Origin of the sequence: Paenibacillus hubeiensis, assembly GCF_032334105.1 — a bacterium.
In the GTDB taxonomy this organism is placed as follows: domain Bacteria; phylum Bacillota; class Bacilli; order Paenibacillales; family Paenibacillaceae; genus Paenibacillus; species Paenibacillus hubeiensis.
The window spans coordinates 45,448-71,488 of record NZ_JAVYAE020000021.1 but is presented as its reverse complement, the minus strand read 5'-3'; the positions used below and the strand labels follow the sequence as shown (position 1 = coordinate 71,488).

The 26,041-nt window shown below is 49.5% G+C and carries 23 protein-coding genes and 1 pseudogene; 15 read left to right on the top strand and 9 right to left on the bottom strand.

Features of this window, described 5'->3' with window-relative positions:
- Nucleotides 1-260: 260 nt before the first annotated feature.
- Complete coding sequence (locus tag RSX24_RS30025; RefSeq protein ID WP_339273953.1) at nucleotides 261-1,004, bottom strand: MerR family transcriptional regulator; 744 nt, start codon at nucleotides 1,002-1,004, stop codon at nucleotides 261-263.
- 92 nt (nucleotides 1,005-1,096) lie between these two features.
- On the opposite strand from RSX24_RS30025, the gene RSX24_RS30020 reads away from it, so the two are divergent.
- From RSX24_RS30020 to RSX24_RS30010, 3 genes are all read left to right on the top strand, one after another.
- The gene (locus RSX24_RS30020) at nucleotides 1,097-1,798 is read left to right on the top strand and encodes a CPBP family intramembrane glutamic endopeptidase (protein ID WP_343262686.1); all 702 of its coding nucleotides are present in this window, start codon (nucleotides 1,097-1,099) and stop codon (nucleotides 1,796-1,798) included.
- A 392-nt stretch (nucleotides 1,799-2,190) separates the two neighbouring features.
- Nucleotides 2,191-4,113 (top strand): serine hydrolase, encoded by a 1,923-nt coding sequence (locus RSX24_RS30015; RefSeq protein ID WP_343262685.1) that lies wholly within the window; start codon nucleotides 2,191-2,193, stop codon nucleotides 4,111-4,113.
- Nucleotides 4,114-4,270: 157 nt separating this feature from the next.
- Nucleotides 4,271-5,932, top strand: a complete 1,662-nt coding sequence (locus tag RSX24_RS30010; protein WP_343262684.1) for a WG repeat-containing protein — start codon at nucleotides 4,271-4,273, stop codon at nucleotides 5,930-5,932.
- 129 nt (nucleotides 5,933-6,061) lie between these two features.
- Here the strand turns inward: RSX24_RS30010 and RSX24_RS30005 are convergent, their stop codons facing one another.
- The 5 genes and pseudogenes from RSX24_RS30005 to RSX24_RS29985 form a co-directional block, all read right to left on the bottom strand.
- Nucleotides 6,062-6,727 carry a hypothetical protein gene (locus RSX24_RS30005; protein ID WP_343262683.1) on the bottom strand — a complete coding sequence of 222 codons (666 nt, stop codon included), beginning with the start codon at nucleotides 6,725-6,727 and terminating at the stop codon, nucleotides 6,062-6,064.
- A 75-nt stretch (nucleotides 6,728-6,802) separates the two neighbouring features.
- Nucleotides 6,803-6,928, bottom strand: a pseudogene (locus tag RSX24_RS30000) (sulfurtransferase); the annotation flags it as partial.
- A gap of 103 nt (nucleotides 6,929-7,031) precedes the next feature.
- Nucleotides 7,032-9,041 carry a hypothetical protein gene (locus tag RSX24_RS29995; protein WP_343262682.1) on the bottom strand — a complete coding sequence of 670 codons (2,010 nt, stop codon included), beginning with the start codon at nucleotides 9,039-9,041 and terminating at the stop codon, nucleotides 7,032-7,034.
- A 407-nt stretch (nucleotides 9,042-9,448) separates the two neighbouring features.
- A complete protein-coding gene (locus tag RSX24_RS29990; protein ID WP_343262681.1) occupies nucleotides 9,449-10,288 on the bottom strand; it encodes a sulfurtransferase in 840 nt (279 codons plus the stop codon).
- A 13-nt stretch (nucleotides 10,289-10,301) separates the two neighbouring features.
- Entirely contained in the window at nucleotides 10,302-11,240 is a 939-nt protein-coding gene (locus RSX24_RS29985; protein ID WP_343262688.1) for a DMT family transporter, read from the bottom strand.
- Between the two features lie 234 nt (nucleotides 11,241-11,474).
- Between RSX24_RS29985 and RSX24_RS29980 the strand changes: the two genes are divergently transcribed.
- The 5 genes from RSX24_RS29980 to RSX24_RS29960 all read left to right on the top strand — a co-directional run bounded on the left by RSX24_RS29980 (nucleotide 11,475) and on the right by RSX24_RS29960 (nucleotide 16,665).
- Nucleotides 11,475-12,377 carry a polysaccharide deacetylase family protein gene (locus RSX24_RS29980; RefSeq protein ID WP_343262680.1) on the top strand — a complete coding sequence of 301 codons (903 nt, stop codon included), beginning with the start codon at nucleotides 11,475-11,477 and terminating at the stop codon, nucleotides 12,375-12,377.
- A 41-nt stretch (nucleotides 12,378-12,418) separates the two neighbouring features.
- A complete protein-coding gene (locus tag RSX24_RS29975) occupies nucleotides 12,419-13,075 on the top strand; it encodes a YkyA family protein (RefSeq protein WP_236421127.1) in 657 nt (218 codons plus the stop codon).
- Between the two features lie 151 nt (nucleotides 13,076-13,226).
- The gene (locus RSX24_RS29970; protein ID WP_343262679.1) at nucleotides 13,227-14,132 is read left to right on the top strand and encodes a DUF8580 domain-containing lipoprotein; all 906 of its coding nucleotides are present in this window, start codon (nucleotides 13,227-13,229) and stop codon (nucleotides 14,130-14,132) included.
- 330 nt (nucleotides 14,133-14,462) lie between these two features.
- Nucleotides 14,463-15,386 (top strand): ADP-ribosylglycohydrolase family protein, encoded by a 924-nt coding sequence (locus tag RSX24_RS29965; RefSeq protein WP_236421125.1) that lies wholly within the window; start codon nucleotides 14,463-14,465, stop codon nucleotides 15,384-15,386.
- Between the two features lie 37 nt (nucleotides 15,387-15,423).
- Nucleotides 15,424-16,665, top strand: coding sequence for an MFS transporter (locus RSX24_RS29960; RefSeq protein WP_343262678.1), 1,242 nt, complete (start codon nucleotides 15,424-15,426; stop codon nucleotides 16,663-16,665).
- A gap of 121 nt (nucleotides 16,666-16,786) precedes the next feature.
- Here the strand turns inward: RSX24_RS29960 and sigK are convergent, their stop codons facing one another.
- Nucleotides 16,787-17,488 carry an RNA polymerase sporulation sigma factor SigK gene (gene sigK / locus RSX24_RS29955; protein WP_236421123.1) on the bottom strand — a complete coding sequence of 234 codons (702 nt, stop codon included), beginning with the start codon at nucleotides 17,486-17,488 and terminating at the stop codon, nucleotides 16,787-16,789.
- A 293-nt stretch (nucleotides 17,489-17,781) separates the two neighbouring features.
- Here sigK and RSX24_RS29950 point away from each other — a divergent pair, with 293 nt between their 5' ends.
- Nucleotides 17,782-19,140 (top strand): amino acid permease, encoded by a 1,359-nt coding sequence (locus RSX24_RS29950; protein WP_236421142.1) that lies wholly within the window; start codon nucleotides 17,782-17,784, stop codon nucleotides 19,138-19,140.
- A 96-nt stretch (nucleotides 19,141-19,236) separates the two neighbouring features.
- Here the strand turns inward: RSX24_RS29950 and RSX24_RS29945 are convergent, their stop codons facing one another.
- Nucleotides 19,237-20,316 (bottom strand): ABC transporter substrate-binding protein, encoded by a 1,080-nt coding sequence (locus tag RSX24_RS29945; RefSeq protein ID WP_343262677.1) that lies wholly within the window; start codon nucleotides 20,314-20,316, stop codon nucleotides 19,237-19,239.
- 148 nt (nucleotides 20,317-20,464) lie between these two features.
- Here RSX24_RS29945 and RSX24_RS29940 point away from each other — a divergent pair, with 148 nt between their 5' ends.
- The 4 genes from RSX24_RS29940 to RSX24_RS29925 all read left to right on the top strand — a co-directional run bounded on the left by RSX24_RS29940 (nucleotide 20,465) and on the right by RSX24_RS29925 (nucleotide 23,900).
- Nucleotides 20,465-21,574 (top strand): FecCD family ABC transporter permease, encoded by a 1,110-nt coding sequence (locus RSX24_RS29940; RefSeq protein ID WP_339273939.1) that lies wholly within the window; start codon nucleotides 20,465-20,467, stop codon nucleotides 21,572-21,574.
- A gap of 1 nt (nucleotide 21,575) precedes the next feature.
- On the top strand, nucleotides 21,576-22,343 hold the full coding sequence (locus RSX24_RS29935) for an ABC transporter ATP-binding protein (RefSeq protein ID WP_343262676.1): 768 nt from the start codon (nucleotides 21,576-21,578) through the stop codon (nucleotides 22,341-22,343).
- A 38-nt stretch (nucleotides 22,344-22,381) separates the two neighbouring features.
- The gene (locus RSX24_RS29930; protein ID WP_343262675.1) at nucleotides 22,382-22,948 is read left to right on the top strand and encodes a nitroreductase family protein; all 567 of its coding nucleotides are present in this window, start codon (nucleotides 22,382-22,384) and stop codon (nucleotides 22,946-22,948) included.
- Nucleotides 22,949-23,309: 361 nt separating this feature from the next.
- Entirely contained in the window at nucleotides 23,310-23,900 is a 591-nt protein-coding gene (locus tag RSX24_RS29925) for an NADPH-dependent FMN reductase (RefSeq protein WP_236421117.1), read from the top strand.
- An 87-nt stretch (nucleotides 23,901-23,987) separates the two neighbouring features.
- Here the strand turns inward: RSX24_RS29925 and RSX24_RS29920 are convergent, their stop codons facing one another.
- On the bottom strand, nucleotides 23,988-24,644 hold the full coding sequence (locus RSX24_RS29920; protein ID WP_343262674.1) for a DUF421 domain-containing protein: 657 nt from the start codon (nucleotides 24,642-24,644) through the stop codon (nucleotides 23,988-23,990).
- Nucleotides 24,645-24,870: 226 nt separating this feature from the next.
- On the opposite strand from RSX24_RS29920, the gene RSX24_RS29915 reads away from it, so the two are divergent.
- Nucleotides 24,871-25,254 carry a hypothetical protein gene (locus RSX24_RS29915; RefSeq protein WP_236421115.1) on the top strand — a complete coding sequence of 128 codons (384 nt, stop codon included), beginning with the start codon at nucleotides 24,871-24,873 and terminating at the stop codon, nucleotides 25,252-25,254.
- A 118-nt stretch (nucleotides 25,255-25,372) separates the two neighbouring features.
- Nucleotides 25,373-26,035, top strand: coding sequence for a ribonuclease H (gene rnhA / locus RSX24_RS29910; RefSeq protein ID WP_339273934.1), 663 nt, complete (start codon nucleotides 25,373-25,375; stop codon nucleotides 26,033-26,035).
- Nucleotides 26,036-26,041 lie beyond the last annotated feature (6 nt).

The following is a 26,041-nucleotide window of genomic DNA, read 5'->3' as shown; positions in this document are numbered from 1 at the left end:
ACACGACCGTTAAGCCCTCTAGCGCCGATGGTACTTGGACCGCAGGGTCCTGGGAGAGTAGGAAGCCGCCAAGCGAAACCCCTTGTGGGGTATTTTTTTTGCCTATTTAATTGAGCGATGTTATGTTCTGAATTTATTGTTCTATAACTACATCGTCTTTAAAGCCGTTCCAATAAGGGAACGGCTTTTTTAAAGAAAATATGACCATCCATTAACACCCTCGGTTGTACGCATGATTTCAATAATAAGTTCCTCATTTCCTATTTCTGTTCTTCTCCCTTTTCTACAGCGTGAGCAATGCTTATCTCCACAAAGTTCAGCACTTCGTCGGATACGGGGTATAGTCCTGACTCTGCTGTAGGGAGCTTTCTCACTTCCCAAAACTTCTCCATCAATTTCTCGTCTCCATTAAAGGTTTCGTGTGACAGCTTCATTAACTCGCAGGCAATGTTATAACCTTCCTCAGATTTAGGTGGAATAGATTGCTGTATACACCACTCAATTCGGCGCAGCAAAGAGGCATATTGCTGAGTGGTCTGGTCGTTACGGTTGAGATGGGGCAGAGCATTTTGTAGAAATGCACTTTCGTCATCGTTGAAGTAATCGATCCACTGTTTGGAAATGGGTTGTACGTCATGGACCAGATGAGAAACCCGATCCCAGGAGAGGGTACCTTCTAGATCAATCATGTTGATCAAAGACGTAGTATTTGCAATACTGCTCTGAAGAGAAGTGAGCTGCTCCTGAAGATGATTATGGTGAGCGATGAGAATATGACGAAAAGATAGCTTATCTATTACTTTCTGAATGTCATCGAGCGGTAGTGATAGTGATTTAAGCAACGTTATCTTTTCGAGCGTGAATAAGTCTTCCTCCGAATAAAAACGGCGGCCGTTATCTTCCTTATAACTCGGTGTAAGAAGACCAATCTGATCATAATAACGCAGGGTTCGAACAGAAATGTTCCTCTGCTTGGATACTTGTCCTGTTGTCCATCTATTCATGTTTCTTCGTTCCTCCCGAAAATAATGCTTGCAGGTGACGTAACGTCACCTAATAACATTAAATTATATCACAGAGGATTGAGGGATTAAGGATGACTGGCACGGAAATGTGGAAGAAGATGGATCAGTGGACATGGCGTGAGTTTATTGCTTTGCTTGCGCTTGAATTTGTATTCGTTATATTCGTTATCAAATATCCAGTACAGTCCATGTATGAACGATGGTTGGGGAATACGCTTTACTCAGGAACTCTTACAGGGCTTACGATCGCGATTGTACTTTGGTTAGGATTATATTTTATAGCTTTACGACCGAAGAAAATGTCCTGGACAGAGGTAGGCGTAAAGGGATTTCCTGCGAAAGATTGGTGGCGGATTGCGTTATGGATACTCATTCTCATCATATTCAGTGTGGCGACGCTCTATCTCACGAGTTTTCTTGGGAATACGATGGACAACAGCAAAACAGAGAGTCTAAAGCAACATGTCACTCTATGTACTATGATTATTGGTATTGTGTCGGCAGGAATCGTGTCACCCTTTTATGAGGAGATATTTTACCGTGGATTTATATATCGTTGGCTGCGGACTCGTGTTAGTATGAGATGGGCGATTGTGATTAGTTCGCTAATCTTTACGCTTGCCCATTTTCCCACTGTGAATGCCATGCCCGTCAATTTTATCAGTGGAGTTGTATTTGCATGGACCTATGAACGTACGGGATCGGTCGTGCCTGCTATGATCGTACACGGTGTGTTTAATACCATTGCCGTGTTGTTAACAGCGATGAGTTAAGCCCGCTACTCAAGACCGTCAATTTTCCTGGGGCAAAAACGTTTAGTACCATACCAAGTCGCTATTTTAGCGGCTTTTTTTTGTTATGAAGGAACTTCCCCCATCTGGGGACATGAATGCTATATACCATAGATAAGAACTTTAGGCTTCGAGGTCGACTCTTTGGTTGTGTAAGAGCTGGGAAGCGGGCTGGACTTATGCAGGGGGAGGTTCCTAGCCTTAAATAATAAATTGTATTCCTTCTTGAGGAGGATGGGAAACAAAGGAAAAAATAATATGATATACAAGTAAATAATTTGATGCTGAGGGATGAGGTTCTATTATGAAAAAGAGACGAGTTCACGAAACACGGTTGGTACCATGCATCAATACATAAAAAGGAGTAGAACCAAATGAAATTGAACATATGGAGACCCGTTATATTGTTTGGTATGTGCGTGATTCTTTTTTTCAACTTCTCGCTTCCGGCTCATGCAGCAACGAAAATGGAAACAGAAGCTACGCCTTCCGGCATTCCCTATAACCGGCTTGAGCAGGAAGTGGATAACTACGTAAATTCCCATATTGGAAAATCAACGCCTGGCGCTGCGGTTGTCGTCACCAAAGGGAATGAGATCATTTTCTCCAAGGGCTATGGATATGCCGATATCGATCGAAAAACGTCTGTGGATCCCTCTTCAACCGTTTTTGCCTACGGCTCCATGAATAAAGCGTTCGTCTGGACTTCGATCATGCAGATGGTGGAAGCAGGAAAAATGAAGCTGGATCAAGATATTCGGATCTATTTTCCTAAAGAGGTTGCAGATCAGCTGCGTTATGACAAGCCAATTACAATGCTTGATATTATGAGCCACACGGCTGGTTATGAGCAGCATCCACTCAGTACATTTACGCTGTCGAACGAGAACCTGACTTCACTGGAAGAGACCGTACTATCCAACCAGCCGAGACAAATCTATGATCCCGGTAAAGTCATCGCCTATTCCAACTTTGCAACAGCGCTGGCTGCCTTGGCAGTGGAGAAGGTGAGCGGAGAGTCCTTCTTCGACTATGAGATGAATCATATCCTTAAACCCTTAGGGATGAAGCGGAGTTCAGGACATCCTGCGTTAGCGGATCACCCAGATTTGCTGCAGGCAAGAGCGACAGGTTACGCGGCGAAGCCGGGCGGCGGATTTGAAGCTAGAGAACGCTATTATGTTCCTCTATATCCTGCGGGAGGGATGGAAGGAACGGCAGAAGATTTAGCTCGTTTCGTCATGGCCCTTAATACAACGGATAGTCCATTATTCGAGCACCCGGATACCGCACGGACGATGCTCTCCCGAAGTTATACCCCGAATGAAGCGATTCTGTCCAACGCCCACGGATTCTGGGAATATCGGGCAGTGCCGCACGTTGTCGGACATAGCGGGAATGTTAAGGGTTTCTCCGGCAACTTTGCAGTTGTTCCCGAAAATCAGCTCGGCATCGTAGTCTTAACCAACATGGAGATCGAGCAGGAGCTTACGTCTGGGATTATTAATCTGCTGATTCAAGAACCAACCAAAGAAGGGGATCTAACCGTACCCGCTACCGAGTTGGCCCCATCCGAGAAACTGGCCGGATATTATGTGCAGTCAGGGGGCACTTACTCTACTTATCATGAGGTTATTAACTACCTTGGATTAATTAAGGTGCAGCCAAAAGGGGAGCACGATCTTATTTTAAGCGTTATGGGAATGACGGGAGAACTTAAACAAACAAGTCCGAATGTATATCAATTTGCCAAGTCAGACCATCCAAGATTTGAAAGATTGGCACCGATTCTGTATGCTGAAATTTCCGATGATCGTGTAATGCGATTGAGCAAAGGGATTGCCACGGATATATTGCCGATCAAGGGAAGTCGGTCGCTTCCCGCTCTGATTTTCTATATGGTCTGGGCTCTTCTATCGATTCTATTTTTTCTGGTGGCTCCATTGGTTATACTGATTCGGTGGCTCCTGCGTAGAAGAAAGAGGACTCCGCTAACAATGAACCATTTTACGTCTTCCTTTATCTTGTCCGGGACCATTTTGGTTATTAACGTCCTGTATCAGTTGGTAAACGCAATGTTTAATGAAGACGTAACGGTGGAGCAAATGAACTTGGGGGTATCGATCAATTGGGTTATGACCTTGCTTGCCATCGTACTGTTTGGGGTCTCCATGGTAAAGGACAGTAATACTTCGAGATCGACATGGAGCAAAGTATCTCACGCTGTCGCGGGAGTTCTATTTATCGGCTTCACTTTAATACTAGCCCATTGGAACTTTTTTAATTTTATTCCGTGAGGTAACTGTCACTGTTAATGGGCACTGAGTTTCTCAGTGTCCGTTTTAGTTATATATTAGAGCCGTGGTTGTATGGTCATAAGGGGAATAGAGCTGTCAGACTGGAGTGTGTTATAGTATGGGCAGAGTTTCAGCTTAAGCTGCAATTCCATGAAAAATGCACCTTCGTGAATCGGCGCGTTTTTCCATAACTCTAATAGGGGGAGTAGATTTGAAGAAAACGTTATTTAAAATCCTTGGTGCAACGCTCATCGCATCCGTGGTGATGATACCTCCATCATGGCCGGCGGATGCTGCATCAGCCTCGGTAATGCAACCGTGGGATAAAGCACAGGAACATGTCGAGCTTTACCAAATCTGGTTCGCGGACCGGGCAGAAAACGGGCTGATTCCGGTACGCCAAAAGCAAAAATGGGGATTCATCAACTACCAAGGGAAATTTGTACTCAAGCCTCAGTACCAATTAGCCAGAGAACCTTTTTATCAAGGCGTAGCGGTGGTGAACAAAAACCAGCTGATTAATAGGGCTGGGAAAGTTGTATTTCAGGACAAAAACATTGAATACATAGGTAGTTTCAACGACGGACTTGCCATTGCGAAGAAAAAGGGGAAAATAGGGTTTATGAATACGAAAGGAACCTTTGTTATTGCTCCGTCGTATGAGGAAGGAACCGGATTTTATAATCAAGTGGCATTTGTGAAAAAGGACGGGAAATGGGCGCTCATTGACACTAATGGCAAGACGCTTACGCTGTTTGACATCGAAGCGAAGGAGTTTGGACCTACATACGGTAAATTCGGGCTTTATCCCGTGAAGATCGACGGCCTTTGGGGCTGTATCGACAACAAGGGCAAGATGGTCATTCCTGCTGAATTTGAGAGTAAGGTAGAGTTTACAGAAAGTGATATTGAATTTGGTCTATACAAAGACAGTCACAGCGCGATCATTCAAAAAGACGGTTCGATCATCCATTTGGACAAAAATTATCGTGCTTTCGGCGAGCCGCAGGCCGGATTGTGGAAAGTGCAGTGGGGAGGCGAAGGGATTATCGACGTGACCGGGCATGTTGTGGTTGAACCGCAAGATGAGCAGAAGATCATTCTGTCGGGAGATGGTAGCTATGCGGTAAAAGAGATGAGCGAGAAAGATATAGGTTGGAAATATTACAACAAGAATCAAACTGCGCTATCCGATACATATTTTGCGGATGCGAAAGCATTCTCGGAAGGTCTGGCAGCAGTCAAACTGGATCAGAAATGGGGATACATCACAAAGCAGGGTCAGATCAAAGTGCCTAATCAGTATGAGGAAGCAAATCTTTTTCTGGGCGGCAGCGCCGTTATACGTAAAGGCGGAAAGTATGGTCTGATTGGACAAAAAGGCGAGATGATCGTTCCTGCCAAATACGATGAAATGGTTCCGCTTGTCCAACATGACGGCTTTATCAACAGTTCCTCGGAAAAAGTCACGACCTTGAATCCGTTATATAGAGTCAAACTAAATAATAATGTCGGCATCTTGGATAGCCGTGGAAAAATCGTTATGGATGTCAAATACCCGGATTTGTATCTCGATTACGTCGAATATTTTCATGATATCGGTCCGATAGCAACTGTCTGGTATACGGTGAACGCCAAGGGCGACATGATATCCACTTCAATCGACATCCAAAAGGGCAAACGTATATTTCCGCAATACAGTTCGGTTTATTATCTTGGCGATGGCATGTACAGCGGCTTCCCGCTGGCGAACCCATCCAAATACGCTATTTTTAATGCAAACGGAAAAACGGTCTTCTCCTCAGGAATCGACGGTTGAGATTATTTGCGTCCATTCCATCGTAAAATCCCCAACAAAAAGAGCTCGCGTCCAGCGCGGGCTCTTTCCATAACTTCTCTCAAGTCGCCACCGGATTCTCCTCATAACTAATCCAGTCGCTCTTCCCTTTTACAATGGCAAGGGAATGTTTCTTTCTACCATAAAAGGGATCAATTTGCGAAATGCGATCGTGCTTGCAGCCTGTCCATCCCGTTGATATGCATCATAATCGTTCTTGAAGGTTTCCTGCATTTCCTCCGATAAGTGGCGGATGTATCGATGCGCGCATTCACGTATCTGTTCAGGTGAGCCGAAATCAACCACAAGGTCTAAAACGTCAAGCACATAGAATTCCATTGGATTCGCCTGCGGCAAAAACCATCCAGTCTGGATGACCTCCTCAAGGATCTCCTCAAGATTAGTCTCATACTTGTCCATCAATGGAGCGACCTTATTTTGAATCAAGGTGATTATTTCTGCCAGTTCCCGCTCTCGGGTGGCTTCCTTGGCCAAATTCCATACCTTGCCTTTTTCCCGGAAGCTGCTCAAGCTGATCTCCCAGTATACTTTTCCGCTGTCCGTATTTATGATTCGGGAATTGGTATTAAACTCCAAATAACTGCCGGCCACATTGGAAGAGTGACTTGAAAAACGTACCTCAGCTGTAAAGGGGCCCACGTGCTTGACCATGCTCCGCCTGGATTTATAATATTTGAACCCGCATGGCGCGCAGGCCGCAGCAATCCTTGAGCAACATTCCCGAAAAATATCCTTGCCGGTTTGGTGATCCGCCATATCTATTCCTCTCATTTTTCACTTCAACTCTGGGCGGCACCCTGCCAAGTTATATTTGTATAGTGCTTGGAAAAGCTAATCCTCCCCAGTTCCCACCGTATTCTCTTCATAACTGATCCAGTCGCTCCAGCTTCCGGCATACAGCTTCACGTTCGTATATCCGGCTGCGTCCAGCACGATCACGTTCGGGCAGGCTTTGATTGGGTTTATCAAGAGCGGGGATTCGGTATTCTTTTCAGCCTAAATAAAAAAGCCCGAGTCCTTATTTGGAAACGGGCTTGGAGCACAGAATCTCTTCTCATGTTTATTGAGAGATATAATAAGCACTGTTCACATTAGTGTTGCTTTCGAATACCAGTATTTTTCCTTCCACCTCGTACCAGCGTACCATTTGTCCTCCGGTCTTGGTTGCCTTCGGTGTTCCATAGACGGCAATAACATGCTTCAATTTATCTAAATCGAAAAGAATATTTCGTAATGTACGGCTGTCCGCAGTATGAATAGAAGCGACATTTACGAGTAAGCCATCTTTGAAAATGAGACTGGTCCCATCAAAATAATACGTGTTGGCTTCCGACAACGGTCTTGCGGCCGGTTTGCCATTTTGCATCGTATAATAATTGCCTGGATGATTCTCGATGGCCTCATACAGATCGGGGCGAGCAATAACATCTGCTTCTTTTAGATCTTTTGAAAAAATATGTAGTACTTTAGATTCGTAACCTTTACCTAAAAGTGGATCCAAAAAACCTCCAGCCATGCCCAGTTTTGCGTTCAGTGTCTCCAATGGTACGAAGGTCTGTCCTGCCCAACTTAATGCTGTTTTATCCGTTTTGGAAACGGTCATTTTGTAAGAGCCACGAGTGATCGTCAATCCATTTGCAGTTTTGGACACCGTAGCATCCGCTGCCTTTGCAAAATCGTTCACTTCCACGTACCAGCGGTTGTCCATCGTCAGGAAAGGACCTTGTCCTGCAAATCGCATCTGTTTGCCGTTTATCAGCATTTGCGGTGGAGGCTGCATGGAGATTAGTTTCGATTGGTTCCCCGTGTATCCACCAGTGTCGGTTTGGATCAATTGAGAATTTTCCATGTTACGGGTCATGATTCCTGTTGGTAAATGCAGGTAATAATCTTTTTGTTCGAAACGGAATAAAACAATTGAATCGCCAACTTCCTTAAAATATCCGCCGCCAATATCCGGAATGTCCGATACTACTTTCGCAGTTTTCGTATCGACTACTCTTATTGTTTTTTCTTTGGCTGTTTGCTGATGAATCAGAACGAAACGTTTATACTGAGTAAACCGAATCGAACTGGAAGCATCGGTGCGGGACAATGGTTTGATTGCTGCACTTGTAGAAGTTCGATAACCTACCATTTGATTTTCGTTTTTTGGATTTTTATACAAGACATAGGTTAGAGAACCGATTTTTTCTTCAAAAAGAATATTGTCAGGCAGCGCTGTGGAACCCTTGCTTGTTGTTCGGGTTCCGTCGGGGTTCAAAATGATCGTTTCTACCATGAAATGATTATCCCCATATGTATCATAATTGCCGATTTTAGCAAGAACTTTTGGGTCATTAGATATTTTTTTGTATTCGGTGTAGCTTAACGTTGTATTACTACCATTTTCGCGCGGATAATCAGCAGTACGCGCCAGCAATTTGTTACTGATCAGCGAATAGACTCGGGTATTGCGCTCCTCATAATTTATTTTTCCGTTGCCTTCTTGAATGGCGTAGCCCCCAAAGTCATAATACATTTCGAACGGAGGCGGGCTTTTCCCGTCTGTTTGTGCTTGATTCAACACGCTTAGATGATTGCGTTCGAGATCATATCCATATATAACAAAGTTGCTTATCGACTCCTTTTCACCTTTTGCATTTAATTGCTTATTTGTCGTTGAATCACAATAAACCGTAAAAGCTCGCGGACCTTTCTCTGTATCCAGCACATGTGTGCCATAGTCCCATCCGCAGCCTGGATAGAATGTTTTCTTCAGCGCTGGATCATCTTTTTTACGTGCGCTCTCCGAAAATTGGGCATCTTTTGATACAGCCCGTGCCTGCTCTGGAAATTCATGAAGTTCAGTCTCCACACGACCGTCATCAAAATAAAACTTCGTTACACGAACCTGCGGTACAACTCGGGCTGCTTCTTCCTCATACTTGAATTCAAATTTAATTTCCGATTTGTAAAGCTCCTGTGCTGCCTCTGCTTGTTCACCCGTATTCAGCAGCAACCAGCTAAAAAAAATCATACCTGCTACAATCAAAAACCTTGTGGCAAAGCGTTTCCTACTCTCTTCCATACTTCATCTCCTTAAAATTGCATAGGGTCGCTAATTTATTCATTATAAGAGAAATAGGGGCTAATACCAAGAACGAGAAGTTCAGACGATCTTTTTCTTGGATCGTTATTCGACGCGAGACCGAGTCGAAACAAGAGATATCGCTTCAATATCGTGCGCGAAAATTCGCCTACTAATCTTCTATGGCAGTAATCCGATTCCTCCTTTCTCTTTACAGATCGCTTTCCTCTTTACCTATAAACCGTTTTGTGCCGTACTGATAAAATACAAAAAAACGGAGTAGCAAGTAAACGATTAACGCTCTCTCACTCGATGTCGGACTTCACGATAAAATACCGCCACGAATCCTTAGACCCAGGCGGCATTTCGGCTTAGCTATTCCACATCATCCACAACGTATCAAGCCCCTAAACTTCTTCCCCCGTCGCCACCGGATTCTCCTCATAACTAATCCAGTCGCTCCAGCTTCCGGCATACAGCTTCACGTTCGTATATCCGGCTTCCTCCAGCGCGATTACGTTCGGGCAGGCGGAGACGCCGGAGCCGCAGTACACGATGATGGGCTCATCTTTGTCCAGCTTGCCAAAGCGCTGCTGCAGCTGCTCCACGCTGAGCCAGCGGCCTTCGGGGCCGAGCACGTCTTTCCAAAAATAATTCACCGCCCCCGGAACATGTCCGGCTTTGGCGTCGATCGGTTCCTCCAGCCCCGCATAGCGGCGGGCATCGCGGGAGTCGATCAGCACGGCTGAGCCGTTCGCTGAGGCATGCTGTGTATCCTCTACGCTGGCAAGCATGTGAGGCTGCACGTTCGCATCGAACGTGGACGGAATCCGCACGGGCACGTCCGCAGTTACCGGGAACTTGGCGTTTTGCCAGGCCGTGAAACCTTCGTCCATGACGTAAGCTTGTTCATGGCCCAGGTAACGGAGCAGCCACCAGAGCCGGGCGGCGTTCATGCCGCCTTGATCGTCGTATGCAACGATGCGGGCATTGGAGCCGATGCCGGCTTTGGTCAGCCGCGCAGCGAGTTTGGCCGGGTCGGGCAGCGGGTGACGCCCGCCATGGGTTGAAACGGGAGCGGACAGATCCTGCTCCAGGTCGAGATACACCGCCCCTGGAATGTGGGCTGTGTCATAAGCTTCTTTGCCGGCATTCGGCTGGCCGAGCAGGAACCGGCAGTCGACAATGACGATATCCGGTTCGTACATTCTGGCGAGCAGCCAGCGCATGGATACGATATTTTTCATAACATACACCGCCTTAGGTAGATTGATTGGTTAATATACCTGAACCTTGTCCCGCAGAAGCATCCGGGGATGCAGGTTTGGGTTCGGTTTTGCCATAACGGATAAAGATCCATACCCCGAAAATGATGACCACGCCCGCAGACATTTGCAGTGCGCTGAGCGATTCGCCGAGCAGCATCCATGCCAGCAACGAAGAGAATACGGGTTCCCCGAGCACGCCCATGGATACCGTGGTGGCATTCATGTATTTCAGCAGCCAGTTGAACAAGTAATGCCCAAAGAGCGTAGGCACGATGGCAAGCAGCAGAAAGATGCCCCACTCGCTGGCGGCATAACCGCCAAACGCATGTCCGTTGGCCAGATTATAAATCGCCAGGGAGCTTGCGGCAACGAAAAACACCCAGAAATTATACGAAAAAGCGCTCAGCCCGGAACGCAACGATTGTCCCAGCAGCATATGAATCGCTACGGCAATCGTGCCGAGCAAGGAGAGGAAATCTCCTTTCAGCGCCGTTCCGGACACCTGGAAATCGCCTGCTCCGATTGCAATCGACCCGAGCAGGGCAATGCCCATGCCGATGAGCATCATGCGATTGACTTTAGCTTGGAACAGCCACACCGAGCCGGCCAGAATGAGAATGGGCTCCAGGGCCAGAATGACGGTGGAGCTGGCAACGCTCGTCAGTCGAAGCGAGCCCATCCAGAGCAAGAAATGCAAGGCAAGCATGACTCCGGAGGCAAGCAGCAGCATCCATTGCCTGAATTTCAAGCCAAGCATCTCATGCCTGTATTTCCACACAAAGGGGAGCATCAGCAGGTTGGTCAGATACAGTCTGTACATGGCAATCACGGCCACGTCGGCCGAGGACCAGCGCACAAAAATGGAAGAAAACGAGATGGCGATTATGCCGAGAAAAAACAGCAGGAAGATGGGCTTCCCGGCACGGTTCAAGCTTGTCATGAATGTAACTCCTTCTTGTTGTCAATTGCCTAAATCAATTCATTATACAGTGGAATGCCGTACAGGAAAAGAATCCGGAAAAATAAATAAGCAGATTGTAACCGGCCTTGTAACTTTTCTGTCATTCACCGCGTCTTCTTTTCTATTAATCTTCTATATAGAGACAAGAACCGATATAATATACCAATAATCGTGAAAAAATGAAGTTAAGGAAGTGGCCGGGAAGTGGGATTTCAACAACAGACAGCGAGAGAGAATGGAACTTTTTCAAGTAGAACAAGCCGAGTAAAGACGCATAAACGAAGACGCATCCGATACGGCAGAGTGATCACGGCAGTCATGCTATTGGCTGTGTTCGTGCTCGGAGTAACCTACATATTTGCCGGAATGACCGATTGGGTTAAAAGTTACATGGCACCGCCGCCGACGGCAGCTATCGAACAGCCTGCACGGCTGGGTATGATGGAAGTGACTTCAGGCACCAAAGAGGAGCCTACCCGGTTTCTCGGGCAGGTGCGTAAGGTGGTATACATAACGTTCGACGACGGGCCAAGCGAATATACGGACACTCTTCTTAACATTTTGAAGCAGCATGAAGCGAAGGCAACCTTTTTCATGATCGGAAGCCAGCTGAACCAGCATAAAGCGGCGGTGAAACGTCTTGTGGAAGAAGGCAGCTATCCGGGGCTTCACAGCATGACGCACAACTATAAAAAGCTCTACAAGAGCGGCAGCTCCGCGAACTTTGTGAAGGAGTTCCAGAAGGAGCAGAAGATGGTGAAGGACATCGTCGGGTTCACGCCGGACTTGATTCGAGCGCCATATGGAAGCAGCCCGCAAATCGGGAAAACCTTCCGCGGAGACATTGCCGCGGCCGGATTCAGAATGTGGGATTGGACGGTAGATTCGCTCGATTGGAACCTGCCCGGCCAGCCCGATAAAATCGTGGAACGCGTGCGCAGCTCCGTGCACCGGGACAGGGAAGTGATCCTGATGCACGAGCGTGAACAAACGGTACAGGCGTTGCCGCGCATTCTGAAATTGCTGGAGAATAAAGGGTACGAGTTCGAAGTATACGATCCGAATGCGCATTTCACGGCCAATTTCAGCGGGGACACACGTTTGTGACATCCATGACGGACCTGTAGATCGAGAGAGGAGAGACGAAAGTGGCCAGAAAAGGAAGGGCGCTTCTTGTTGTTGCGAGCATGCTGCTGCTGATGATGGTGGTCAGTGCCTGCGGCGAGCCGCAAGAACCGGCAGCGAATCAAATCAATCAGCTGGTGCTGGGCGACCAGCAGATCAACGAGAGCTTAAAAGAGATTGCCCGTCATGAACGGGAGGATTTGGAGTTATATGCAACGATTCTGCAGAAGGGCAAGAACAAAAACAGCAATCTGGAAGCCTTGCTGGATCAGGCGCAGGATCATGTGGATCAGCGCAGGGAACTGCTGGATCAGGCCATGGCGGTGATGGAGCAGACGAAGCAGCAGCTGGATGGGCTGCGGGAATCCATTGGAGAGCTTTCCTTTGAAAAAGAGGAAACACTTGCCCAGGCGCAAGCGGTGCTGGAGCGTTATGAGACCAGAGCAGGCACATTTGAGGAATATGTCGCGGCGTACCAACAAAGCCTGGATGCCGACCAGCAGCTATACGATATGATGCGCAAGAAGGCAGAGCCCAATTTGGTGAAGATTAAACGGGCCATCCGACTGCGCAATAGCGAGTATGGCAAGCTGGCAGAGTTAAGGGAACAATTCAACCAGCAAACGAAAGCGTTCAATAACGCCAACGCCAAGCTGGTCAACATGGAACAGCCAAGCTAGCGTATGCCGATCAGGATGCTGACGGCTCGTGATTGATCCCTCATCCAGCGGTGTAAGTTACTATAAGAGCATTTTGCATTCTCCAGACAGCCGATTAGACGTCAGCAACATGGACAAGCAGCGATGCGTATAAGCTAACGGAGGTGTTGATATGGGAGCAAAAATGAAACTTGGTGCAGCATTGGTCGTTTTGATGATGGGTTTTTCGCTGGTGGCCTGTGGCAACAGTCCTGCCATGCAGCCGCCCGCAAACGATACGAAAGAGCAGCAGCCGGCACCGGAGCAGCCGCAAGAACAAGAAAGTGCTGTGATTGAGGCAGAAGGCATTTTGACGGGATGGGCCGATCCGCATACGGTCGAGATTCGCGTGAACGGGGAGGCCATGGCTTTCCAGGTGGGCGAGGACGTGCAGAAGTTGTTCGACGATATCGATGATGAAGACAAGGTGCATTTTAAATATGTTGAAAAAACGTTCGAAGGCGATGCTTCGACCAAACAGCTCGTGCTGAAGGATATCGCCAAAATCAATACAGACGATGAGGCAACCGCTGGCGGAACGGATGGCGGCACAGGCGCGAACCGGGCCGGGAAAGCAGAGCTTGAAGTCACGGTTGAAGGCATGACGGAAAAGCGCCCGGTTACTTTGGCGAGAGGCGACGGATACTCGCTCTACGTGTTCGAACCGATGGCGTTTAACGCGAGCAAGAATGCATTAACGATGAAGATCGATCCCGAATACGTCGTAAACATTGAAAAGCTGCCTGCGGATTTTAATCTGGATCAACTGGCAATGGATGCAAAGGAAGAGCTGTCGGAGACGGGGGAAGTCAGAGAGCTGAGCAAAGAAGAGCTGGCGAAGGGCCCAATGGCCGATGCCCGTCTCTACATGATGGCCCAGAATGAGCATAAATCGCAGTATTTTATCGTGAAGAAACTTGACGGCCATGGATTCGTTTTCCGAATCGATGCACCGGTAGGCGAGCCGTCCGAAGGCTTCCTGCCTATGGCATATGCTTCGCTGAACTCCATCAAGAACGATGCCGAGATCGCCAAATAATCGTAAAAAACCGGAAGGAACGATGCATCGCGCATGGAATCCTTCCGGTTTTCTTGCGTATTTCTTAATCCTTAAGCATGTCATTAGCGCTGATATGGCACGTATCGTAAAAGTTTCGGAGGCCGCATTGGCGCTATGGCCTTTACATGATAGCAGTGAACCGGATACACTTATGTCCAGCTGTATTTTATGGGATTTTTTTGAGCCAAAGAGCCCGCTGGGCAAATCAACACGATTCGACATTTTACAATAAAAGAGAAGCTTTGTTCATGGATTGTCGATTCGACCCTTCAATCCTGGCAGCTGACAGTAACAAAGGAGGTGCTTGACATGCTGCAAAAGGATCGCTTCGCAGGTTGTCTGATCGGACTGGCTGCGGGAGATGCGCTCGGCACGACGGTGGAGTTCAGCAAGCCTGGTACATTCGAACCGATGACCGACATGGTTGGCGGGGGCGTATTTGGTTTGAAAGCAGGCGAATGGACGGATGATACGTCGATGGCGTTGTGTCTGGCAGAGAGTCTGATTCGAAAAGAAAGCTTCGACCCTGCAGACCAGATGCGCAGGTATACGAATTGGTACAAAGTCGGTTACATGAGCAGCACGGGCACCTGCTTCGACATAGGCGGGGCTACCCGAAATGCGCTGCACCGTTTCGAGTTGACCGGCGAGCCTTACAGCGGGTCGACGGACCCGATGACGGCAGGCAACGGTTCCATCATGCGTCTGGCTCCGGTTGCGATGGCGTACGCGCACGTACCGGAGGATGCCGTGCATTATGCGGGGCTGAGTTCACGCACGACGCATGCCGCTGCCGAGAGCGTGGAAGCGTGCGAACTGCTCGCCGCCATCCTGGTCGCCGGCATTCGAGGGGCGGACAAGCAGCAGATGCTGCATGCGGAGACGGGGCATCGCTGGCGGGCAGGTCGCCCTTATGTGCCAGCCATCGAAGAGATTGTCCAAGGCTCGTACCGTCATAAGGAGCCTCCGCAGATTCAAGGCAGCGGGTATGTCGTTCGTTCGCTCGAAGCGGCGCTCTGGGCGTTTGACCGATCCGATTCTTTTGAAGAGGGAGCGCTGCTCGCCGTCAATCTCGGCGACGATGCGGATACGACGGGCGCCGTATACGGCCAGATTGCAGGCGCCTATTACGGTGTGGAAGGCATCCCGCAGCGCTGGCGCGAGCAGCTGGCCATGAAAGATACGCTGCATGACCTGATACAGGGTTTATGGAAGAAGCATGGGAACACATAGAGAGACAGACAAGCGGGATGGGAGAAGAGAACATCATATGAAAAACACGGCTTCAACAGCTTCAAGAAAAGGCTCCGGCAAACAGCGGGCGTTTCCGTTATCGCTGTTATGTTTGACGATCGGCGCTTTTGCCATCGGCATGACCGAATTTATCATCATGGGGCTGCTGCCCAATGTGGCGCAGGATTTGGGCGTAAGCATTCCGCAAGCAGGCCAGCTGATCACCGGGTACGCGCTTGGCGTTGCGGTCGGAGCTCCTTTGCTTACCGTATTCACGCATAAAATTCAGCAGAAAAAACTGCTGGTGCTGCTGATGTGCATTTTCATCGCAGGCAATGCATTATCCGTGGTTGCGCCAACGTACGGATTGTTGATTTCGGCCCGGATCTTGACTGCTTTCGCCCACGGCACATTTCTGGGCGTTGGCTCGCTGATGGCTACGCGCCTGGTTGCTCCCGAGAGGAGGGCGGCAGCGGTGTCGGTCGTGCTGGCAGGGCTCACGATCGCCAACATCGTCGGCGTTCCTTTTGGCACATTCATCGGCCAGCAGCTGGGATGGCGCGCCTCATTCGGCGCAATCACGATTCTCGGCATCGTGTCGCTGCTCGGGATTATTCGTTTCATTCCCGTGCTTGAGCAGGGGGCACCGGCAAATCTGGGGCAGCAGTTCCGCAATCTGGTTCGTCCGCAGGTACTGCTTGGACTGTTGGTCGGCGCGCTCGGCACCGGCAGCCTGTTCGTGGTCTTTACTTACATTACGCCGCTCCTGACTGACATTAGCGGGTTTGCCGAACAGAGCGTGACATGGATCCTGGTGCTGTTCGGCGTCGGAGTTACGCTGGGCAACATCGTTGGCGGCCGTTTGGCAGACTGGAAGCTTATGCCGTCCTTGGTCGTCAACTTCGGCGTGTTGGCCGCGATCCTTGCTCTGTTAACGTTGACGCTCGGCAATCCGATTTTGGGGGTTGCGACCGTTTTCTGTTGGGGCGTCGCTGCTTTTGGCATCATGCCTGGACTGCAGATTCGCATCATGAACATGACTCGCGAAGCTCCGCTCCTGGCGACCACGTCCAGCCACTCGGCTTTCAATCTTGGAAACGCTGGCGGCGCGTACCTTGGCGGGCTGGCGATCACGCATACGGGACTGATCTCGGTTCCGCTCTATGGGGCAGCGATTGCCGCCCTCGGGCTGCTCGGACTGCTGCTTAGCGTGGCCACTGAGCGCAAAAAAGGGCTTCCGGAAACGGCAGACGGGACGGAGACGGTGCCTGTCCACTAAATTTGTGTACGGCATGACATAGAGGCGAGTTTGAGCATACCCGGTATTCCTCAGCATAACATCTGATTCTATGGCAAAACCTCCGTTACCACGGGTCTTCGTGGAGCGGAGGTTTTGTCGTTTAGTTCTTTTGTTTATAAAATTCGTGATAAAGCTTCATTAACGCCCGTTTCTCGATGCGGGAGACGTAAGAACGGGAGATGCCCAGTTCCTTGGCGATTTCGCGCTGGGTGCGCTCCTCGCCGCCTGCTTCGAGGCCGAAACGGCCAATCACGACTTCTTTTTCACGGTCATCGAGAATGTCCAGGTTGCGATAAATTTTGCTTTTCTCGATTTTTAGCTGCACCTTGTCAACGACGTCGTCGGCTTCGCTTCCGAGGATATCAATTAAGGTGATTTCATTGCCTTCTTTATCGGTACCGATCGGATCATGAAGGGAAACGTCCTTGCGGGTTTTCTTTAACGAACGAAGGTGCATCAGAATTTCGTTTTCGATGCAGCGGGCTGCGAATGTAGCCAGTTTGGTCCCTTTGCCTTGCTGGAAGCTTTCGATCGCCTTGATCAAACCGATGGTGCCGATGGAGATGAGATCTTCCAGGTCTTCGCCGGTATTGTCGAATTTCTTCACAATGTGCGCGACGAGGCGCAAATTGTGTTCGATCAGCAGATTGCGGGAGTGGGCGTTGCCTTCAGCCATGAGGCGCAAATGCTTGGCTTCCTCGTCCTCGGCGAGGGGCTGGGGGAAGGCGTTGTTTTTGACATACGATACAAGCAGCGTTAACTCTTTGATAAACAGGGCAATGGCAGTAAATAATCCGGGCACGGGTGACACCTCCTGCAGTTTTACAACGATCTGGCCTGAGCATGTGAAGGAACAGGGTCGATCTATTGTATGTAGGCGGTTGCCCAGAAGTGCATGTACGCCGCAAAAAGGAGCGGATTCGCTTGCAAGAAGGCTTAAACTGAATTTGAATATTAAAAATGGGATGTCTGTTAGGACGGTGCGAGCATGAAAAAAATGATAGGTATTCCGCCTCTTTTATTATATGATAATGGATAAACTATTTTACAACCAAGAGAGCATGTACAGAAAGAAAGAGAGTAGTGATTGCAACCATGCAGGAAGAAACGTTAACGAGAGGATTAAAAAACAGGCATGTCCAGCTCATGGCGATTGGGGGTGCAATCGGAACAGGGCTCTTTCTCGGGGCCGGGAAAACGATCCAGCTTACGGGGCCTTCCATTCTGTTCGCCTACATCATCACAGGCATCGTATTGTTTTTCGTGATGCGGGCGCTGGGTGAGCTGTTATTGAGCAATTTGCAGTATCATTCCTTCGTGGATTTCGTGCGTGATTACCTGGGAAATACGGCCGCGTTCGTTACGGGATGGACGTATTGGTTCTGCTGGGTATCCATCGCGATGGCGGACATTACGGCGGTGGGGCTGTATACGCAGTTCTGGTTTCCGGAAGTTCCCCAATGGATGCCGGGACTCATCGGGCTTGTGATTCTGCTGCTGATGAACCTGGCTACCGTAAAACTGTTCGGGGAAATGGAGTTCTGGTTTGCGCTTGTCAAGGTGCTGGCGATCGTTGCGCTGATCGTCGTCGGTCTTTACATGATCATTCAGGGTTTCACCACGGACAAAGGGGCCGCGAGCTTTACCAATCTGTGGGCTCACGGCGGATGGTTCCCGCATGGGGCGCATGGCTTCCTGTTGTCGTTCCAAATGGTCGTTTTTGCGTTTGTTGGCATGGAGCTTGTCGGCCTGACGGCAGGAGAGACCCGTGACCCGCAGAAGGTCATTCCGAAGGCAATCAATCAGATTCCGATCCGGGTGCTCATCTTCTACGTGGGTGCGCTGCTGATTATCATGAGCATCTATCCTTGGAACGCGATCGTACCGAGCGAGAGTCCTTTTGTGCAAGTGTTCGCCGCAGTGGGGATTGCAGCCGCCGCAGGCGTCGTTAACTTCGTCGTGCTGACGTCGGCAGCCTCGGCATGCAACAGCGCCATCTTCAGTACAAGCCGCATGATCTATTCGATGGCCAAAGACGGCAATGCTCCGCGTATGACGGGCCGTCTGAATGGACGGAAGATCCCGTCCAATGCCTTGTTTTTCTCCACCTCCGTCATTTTGATCGCGATTGTCCTGAACTATATTATGCCCGAAGGGGTATTCACGCTGGTGACGAGTGTTTCCACCGTATGTTTTATTTTCGTATGGGGGATCATGGTCATTTGCCATTGGAAATACCGCCGTACCCGGCCAGAGCTGGCTAGGAACAACCCGTTCAGATTGCCGCTGTACCCGTTCTCCAATATCGTCATCCTGGCATTTCTGGCGTTTGTGCTGGTCATTCTGGCATTGGCGGACGATACGCGAACGGCATTGTTTGTCACGCCAGTGTGGTTTGTCCTTCTTCTCGGCATCTATGCTTTCCGAATGCGTAATGGGAAGGCAAGACGCTGATCGGATAAGATCGGATTCCGGGGTTTGAAATGAAAGAAAGAGCAAGGGGAATTGCGTTTCCTCTTGCTCTTTTTGATGACTGCATGCCAAGATCGATTATTTGATCGGATTTGCGTCCATTTCCTGTTTCAGCTTCTGGATGCCGTCGAAAATTTGATAGCCGTAACCCCAGAACTGGCTGAAGTCGGTGACGTAGATTTGTTTGTTTTTGATCGCATTCATGCTTTGGAACGCCGGGTTTGCGTACAGATTGTTGACCAGCTTGTCCAAATCCGGGGAACCGGCATAACCGGACAGCAGCAGGTAATCCGGGTTGGCGGTGATCAGCTGCTCCACGCTCACTTCGCCTTGTACCCCGTCAAATGTGTTTTTCAGCTTCAACAGGCTGAGCGCGTCCAACTGATACGTGTCGTTTGCCATGCTGCTCACCGTAACGGAATCTTCGGTCGCCGGAACGATATAAGCAAATGTGCGTTCAGGCTGAGCGGCCACAGCGGCTTTGATCGCTTCGGCGCGGGCTTTCAGGCTGTCCGTGAACTCTTGCGCCTTAGCTTGTACGTCAAAGATTTGGCCGAGCTGCTTAATGTCGTTGTACAGGCTGTCGAGCGTTCCTTTGTGGTTGGTTGTTTGCAGGAATGTGCGAATGTTCATTTCGTTCAGGCCATCCACCGTACCTACGCCCCAATCGGCATCTGCGAACAGGTCGCCGCGACCCAGGACGAGATCCGGGTTGGCCCCGACAACGAGCTCTTTGCCGACATAGTCCTTGGACAATACCGGAATTTTCGCAAATTCGTCCGCCACGTCAGGGGTAACCGTGCCGTACAGGGCGGCGACGCCGACCATTTTATCGGTCAAGCCTAGCTTGATCAGCATTTCGGCTGCCGATTGGGTGTTGGCCACGACGCGTTCAGGCGCTTTTTCGAACGTTTGGGATTTCGGCTTCCATTCGCCGCCTTCGCCGGAGATCGTGAAGTTTTCAATGGTGAGCGGATAGGTCGTTTTGCCAGCCGTTTCCGTTGTTGTTTCGGTTGGCGTTGCTGCGGCGGAAGAGGCTGCCGTGTCGGCGACTTTTTCGGTGGTGTTGGAGGATGCTGCATTGGAGCATGCCGTGAGCAGGACAAGCATAAGACTCAAGCAGAGCAGCGCCGTTTTTCTGAATACAATGTTCGACATTGGATGATCCCCTTTTCTTTTTTTTGAATTGACAAAGATAATCATTCTCAATTATAATCCGAGAAAATGCGTTGTAAAGAGGAAAATGCAGCGTTATTGATTTTGGAAGTCAAATGTATTCATATCTAACGGAATGATGGGGGAAAAGATGGGACAGACAGTTCAGGTTCATGCACCGCAAGCGGGGAAAAGAAAGTCTTTGATCCACAGTCGGGCAGGCTTTGCTCTACTGATTGCAGCATTGCTGGTTTTGACGCTCATTTCGGTAGGCATTGCAGTGTCCATTGGTCAGGTGGGTATTCCATTAACCGAGTCTTACCGAATTTTATGGTACAAATTGACGGGATTCCAGTGGGGAGCGACGCCTGTTGAAGCGGGATCATTTACCGATATTATTTGGCAGATCCGTTTCCCGCGCGTGCTGATGGCAATGTTCATCGGTGCCGGTCTTGCGCTGTGCGGTACGGTAATGCAGGCTGCCGTGCAGAATCCGCTTGCCGACCCGTATATTTTGGGCATCTCCTCCGGTGCTTCCTTGGGAGCGACCTTTGCGATTCTGATCGGTTTTGGCGCGGCAGGTTGGCTGGGTCAGACGGGTGTAGCTTTTTGGGCCTTTGCCGGTGCTATGGGGGCCTCGCTATTGGTTCTCGCTCTTGCGGGCATCCGGGGCAAAATGACATCGGTCAAGCTGGTGCTTGCCGGGATGGTCATTAACGCGCTTTGTACCGCCTTTTCCAACTTTATTATTTATTTTGCCAACAATGCCGAGGGCATCAAAACGGTCACCTTCTGGACGATGGGCAGCCTTGCCGCTTCCGGCTGGAACAAACTGCCGTTGATTGCAACCGTTGTGCTGGCAGGCATTCTGTTCTTCCTGCTGCAGTCCCGCGTGCTTAACACCATGCTGCTTGGCGATGAAGCAGCCGTGACGCTGGGCATCAACCTTAGCGTATTCCGCCGGATCTATATGCTGCTGACCGCCCTGGTGACAGGAGTTATGGTGGCAAGCTGCGGCATGATCGGTTTTGTCGGATTGATCATTCCGCATATCGTGAGGGGCCTCGTCGGTTCGGATCACCGGAAAGTCATGCCGGTATCGATCCTGTTCGGGTCGCTCTTCCTGATCTGGACGGACGTCATTGCGCGCTCGCTGATTTCCAGCGTGGAGCTGCCGATCGGAATCATCACGGCCATGATCGGTGCGCCGATGTTTATGTATATGCTGGTCAAAAAAGGATACGGCTTTGGAGGAAAGTAAAATGAAACTGAACGTTGAAAATGTATCCATCTCGGTGCTGAACACCGACATCATTCGCAACATTTCGCTGCAGGTCAACGGCAAACAATTCGTCGGCCTGATCGGCCCGAACGGCTGCGGAAAGTCCACCTTGCTCAAGAGTATATACAAGGTGATCAAGCCGCAGCAGGGCAGCGTTTTTCTGGACGACATGGACATTCTGAAATCAAGCCCAAAGGCCGTATCCCGACATATGGGCGTGGTAGGCCAGTTCAATGAGCTGAGCTTTGATTTTACGGTGCGCGAAATGGTCATGATGGGGCGAACCCCGCATAAACGGTTGCTTGAAACCGACAATGATCAGGATTACGAAATTGTGGAGCAGGCCCTAGCCAAGGTGAATTTGACCGGACATGCGGATCGCAATTACATTTCCTTGTCCGGTGGAGAGAAGCAGCGCGTGGTGCTTGCCCGCGTACTGGCGCAGCAGCCCGAATTTCTTATTTTGGACGAACCGACGAACCATCTGGACATCAAATACCAGCTGCAGATCCTGAACACGGTCCGCGAACTGGGCATCGGCATTTTGGCTGCGCTGCATGACCTTGAACTGGCGGCAGAATACTGCGACTACCTCTACGTAGTGAAGAAGGGGCAGATCGTGGTGCATGGGAAGCCGGCAGATATTCTCACCCCCGAAATGATTGGCGAAGTGTTCGACGTCGACTGCGAAATCTATCAAAACCCGGTTACGGGCGGGCTTGGTATTGCGTATCTTAACGCGCGCTAATACACGATAAAGAGGGAGTCCGGAAAGAGAGGGATAGCGTGAAATACACGGTGGAGCATACACCTGTTGCCAAAGCCATCAAAGAACGCCGGTCAATCCGGCAGTTCAAAAGTGATACCGTATCCCAGGACATGCTGCTTTCCTTGCTCGATACGGCCAATTGGGCACCTACGCATGGATTGCGCGAACCCTGGCGATATATTCAGTTTTCGGGCGATTCCCGCCATATTTTCACGGAAGCCGTGCTGGATGCATTATCCGCGGACGACCGCAGAAGGGTGGAAGAGTCGCGAAGAGCCGAGTACATGACGATTCCCGTTCACCTGGTGGTTGTGATGAAAGAGGACTCGCGTCCGAAACAATGGATCGAAGACTTCGGCGCAGTGTGCAGCTGGGTGCAATGCTTTCAGTTGGCTGCGTGGGAACAGGGGCTTGGCGTCGTATGGAAAACGAATGCTTATCAGTTCGCGCCTTCGTTCCGCGAGATGGCGGGCGTTCAGCCCGGAGAACGGGTCGTCGGCGTGCTGCATATCGGTTATCCGGAGGTTGTACCCAAGCCGCGTCCAAGAACGGCAGCCGAAGAGAAGCTTACCATTTACAATTAGGTCCGTAGCCCGTGAGGTTTCGGAGGGGGGGGGCTATAAGCAGCGTGGAATAGCATGGATCATTTCCAAGCCATTAAGATGGCTAGAAGTGGTCTTTTTTTGTTTTTGTACGCATAATATATGTCGTCTATACTCGCTTAAAAATATTTCACCAACTTACTTGACAATACTCAGTGAAGAAATTATAATCACTTACATAAAGTAACTTAAATTGAGCACACGACATTAAGAGGACACGATCCGTAAGGAGAATTGCCTTTTCATGTAGTGTTCAATGAAGGAAGTCAGCAGGATGAACAAAGCCGCATTGATTTGCAGGTCAACAATAAAATACCCGTAATATGGATTGGATGGATGAAAGATGGGTTTCTTGAAAAAAATATTTGGACAAACGTCCGAGGAGGAAGTAACCATGACTACATTGAACATCGGAATCATTTTGGGAAGCACTCGCGAAGGCCGCGTAAGCCCGCAGGTAGGGGCATGGGTCAAAGAAATTGCAGACAAACGCGGAGATGCCAATTATGAAATCGTGGATATCTCGGATTACCAATTGCCATTCCTTGGCACAACCGACGGTTCAGAACCGGGCATCGCAGCGTGGAACCAAAAGCTCAACGAGCTGGATGGATTTGTGTTCATCGTGCAAGAGTATAACCACAGCATTACCGGTGCATTGAAAAACGCCCTGGATTTCGCGCGCGAAGCATGGAACAACAAAGCGGCGGGGATCGTAAGTTACGGTTCGACGGGCGGTGCGCGTGCGGCTGAACATCTTCGCGGCATTATGGGCGAACTGTTGATCGCCGACGTGCGGGTACACCCGACACTGTCTTTGTTCACGGATTTCGAGAACGGAGCCTTCAAACCGCAGGCGCTGCACCTTGATAATGTGAATGCCATGCTGGACCAAGTGAATGCTTGGAGCGGCGCTTTAAAAACATTAAGATAATGTCCCTAACTAAGAACTGACGTCGGTAACCACCGGCGTCAGTTTTTTATTTGGGAGCCGCCGCAGGCGATCTGTTCATCATAACGATTATTGCAGTTTGGGATCGATCGGTATGGTGTGACCGCCCGTGCCGACTTCCTCGAAAATATCCGTGGAGTTACCGTTTTCGGGCAAAGGACCGAGGGGGTGTTTCGGCTGCACATCGCTGGATGCTTCGTTGTCCGCTGCCTTGACTCCAGCATGCTGGGCATCCAGGAGCATTTTGCCGTTCAGCAGTTCTTCCAGTTCCCCGATCGTTACGGGACGAGCATGGCGTTTCAATACGTAGCCCAATTGACCATTGGGCTCGACTGTAGCCGATTCCAGATCACTGATGCTCGAAATGCCATTTTGCCGCAGTTGCATCTCTAAATGGTCCACGGTGTAACGCATGCGTTTCAGGTTGGGGATAATCACCTTTCCGTCTTCTACCACCATTTTGGAACTTCCACTCATGAGCCGCTCGAAAATATTGAATTTCAGCTGAAGCTGCTCGACCACGAGCAAAATCGCAATAAAAACCGCCGCTGATCCAATCGCTTTGCCGAGTTCGTGATTCGCAATGGGCTGTACGATCGTGGTTCCGATCGAGATCATGATGACCGTCGTGGCGACGCTCATTTGCGAGATGGATTTGCGTCCCGCAATCCGCAGCAGAATGATGCCCGTCAGCGCAAGCAAGATGGATTTCCATATCCAGTCCATGAGCAGCCTTCCTTTCTGTACGGTCCTGTTCTTTTTTTTAGTCTTCTCGCGGTATGGGTGAATTATGCAGTTCTATCCCCGAAAGGAAGGGGGCGAGGAAAAAAGTCCCAAGTGATAAAAAGGACCATTATCCTAGATTCCAGGATGCGAGAATGACCGATATTAATATAAGGTAGCCTTTCCAACCAATGAGGAGTGATGCAAGATAGATACGATGTATTCGAACATGATCCAAGAACTTCTTTCCGGGAAAGATTCTGAAGACGTGATTCAACAAGTAACGGAAATGGCCCAGAACAAGGACATTTCTCCATTAAATGTACTATTTGAACTGCTGAAAACAACGGAAAACGACAGATTGCGAAACGAAATCGCTATTGCATTATCCTCACTTGATCAACAGGATTATATTTTACATATAGAATACATCATTCCATATATCGGTGATCCCGCTCTGGAAGTAAGCGCACAGGCATTGATGTTGTTGGAGCAAATCAAGGACAGGCTATCCGACCAACAAATCCAGAGCTGCCTGGAAAGCTTGGAATGCCAGATCAAACATAATGAAAATAAGCTTTTGGTCGTTGCCTCGGAAATATTAAAGGGATGAAGATAACCGTCATACATAGGAAAAAGATGAAACAACGGCTTTCATTCCGTCCTTCCGATCGTTTACAATAGGTTATTGAATGTATTGAATGCAGTAAACCGAGGAGCGGTAAAGGGATATGGCAAAGCAGAAATATTATGTCGTTTGGGAAGGCAAGAAACCCGGCGTATATAGCACTTGGGCCGAATGCAAGGCTCAGACCGATCAATATGCAGGTGCAAAATACAAGTCATACGAATCCAAAGCAGCGGCAGAGCAGGCTTACCATGCAGGCTGGAAAGGCAATTGGGGCTCCGGCGCTGCCGGTTCGGGCGCTTCGTCCAAAGCCCGCTCGGGCAGTGCCGGACGGAGTGCAGGGATGGAAACGTCAGAAACCGTCGATTACGACAGCATCTCGGTGGATGTGGGTACCCGCGGCAACCCGGGGCCGGTGGAATACAAGGGCGTGGATACCAAGACGGGAGAGATTCTGTTCTCGGTGGGCCCGATTAACAAGGGAACGAACAATCTGGGAGAATTTTTGGCCATCGTGCATGCCTTGGCGTACCTCAAACAAAGAGGAAGCAGCAAGACGGTATACTCTGATTCCGTCAATGCCATGAAATGGCTGAAGCAGAAAAAGGTATCCACGACGTTGCCGCGCGATGCTTCAACGGAAGAAATCTGGCTGATGATCGACCGTGCGGAGCGGTGGCTGCAGACGAATACGTACCCCAACAAGGTATTGAAATGGCAAACGAAGGAATGGGGCGAAATCAAGGCGGATTACGGACGTAAATAAGGCCGG

What these genes read in the sequence shown, in the direction of transcription:
- RSX24_RS30025 (WP_339273953.1), bottom strand. Translation starts at nt 1,004, where the DNA reads ATGAATAGATGGACAACAGGACAAGTATCCAAGCAGAGGAACATTTCT.
- RSX24_RS29960 (WP_343262678.1), top strand. Translation starts at nt 15,424, where the DNA reads ATGAAAAACACGGCTTCAACAGCTTCAAGAAAAGGCTCCGGCAAACAG.
- rnhA (WP_339273934.1), top strand. Translation starts at nt 25,373, where the DNA reads ATGGCAAAGCAGAAATATTATGTCGTTTGGGAAGGCAAGAAACCCGGC.
- RSX24_RS30020 (WP_343262686.1), top strand. Translation starts at nt 1,097, where the DNA reads ATGACTGGCACGGAAATGTGGAAGAAGATGGATCAGTGGACATGGCGT.
- RSX24_RS29995 (WP_343262682.1), bottom strand. Translation starts at nt 9,041, where the DNA reads ATGGAAGAGAGTAGGAAACGCTTTGCCACAAGGTTTTTGATTGTAGCA.
- RSX24_RS29945 (WP_343262677.1), bottom strand. Translation starts at nt 20,316, where the DNA reads ATGTCGAACATTGTATTCAGAAAAACGGCGCTGCTCTGCTTGAGTCTT.
- RSX24_RS29915 (WP_236421115.1), top strand. Translation starts at nt 24,871, where the DNA reads ATGATCCAAGAACTTCTTTCCGGGAAAGATTCTGAAGACGTGATTCAA.
- RSX24_RS30010 (WP_343262684.1), top strand. Translation starts at nt 4,271, where the DNA reads ATGCACCTTCGTGAATCGGCGCGTTTTTCCATAACTCTAATAGGGGGA.
- RSX24_RS29970 (WP_343262679.1), top strand. Translation starts at nt 13,227, where the DNA reads ATGGGAGCAAAAATGAAACTTGGTGCAGCATTGGTCGTTTTGATGATG.
- RSX24_RS29940 (WP_339273939.1), top strand. Translation starts at nt 20,465, where the DNA reads ATGGGACAGACAGTTCAGGTTCATGCACCGCAAGCGGGGAAAAGAAAG.
- RSX24_RS29935 (WP_343262676.1), top strand. Translation starts at nt 21,576, where the DNA reads ATGAAACTGAACGTTGAAAATGTATCCATCTCGGTGCTGAACACCGAC.
- RSX24_RS29920 (WP_343262674.1), bottom strand. Translation starts at nt 24,644, where the DNA reads ATGGACTGGATATGGAAATCCATCTTGCTTGCGCTGACGGGCATCATT.
- RSX24_RS29950 (WP_236421142.1), top strand. Translation starts at nt 17,782, where the DNA reads ATGCAGGAAGAAACGTTAACGAGAGGATTAAAAAACAGGCATGTCCAG.
- RSX24_RS30015 (WP_343262685.1), top strand. Translation starts at nt 2,191, where the DNA reads ATGAAATTGAACATATGGAGACCCGTTATATTGTTTGGTATGTGCGTG.
- RSX24_RS30005 (WP_343262683.1), bottom strand. Translation starts at nt 6,727, where the DNA reads ATGGCGGATCACCAAACCGGCAAGGATATTTTTCGGGAATGTTGCTCA.
- RSX24_RS29990 (WP_343262681.1), bottom strand. Translation starts at nt 10,288, where the DNA reads ATGAAAAATATCGTATCCATGCGCTGGCTGCTCGCCAGAATGTACGAA.
- RSX24_RS29965 (WP_236421125.1), top strand. Translation starts at nt 14,463, where the DNA reads ATGCTGCAAAAGGATCGCTTCGCAGGTTGTCTGATCGGACTGGCTGCG.
- RSX24_RS29925 (WP_236421117.1), top strand. Translation starts at nt 23,310, where the DNA reads ATGGGTTTCTTGAAAAAAATATTTGGACAAACGTCCGAGGAGGAAGTA.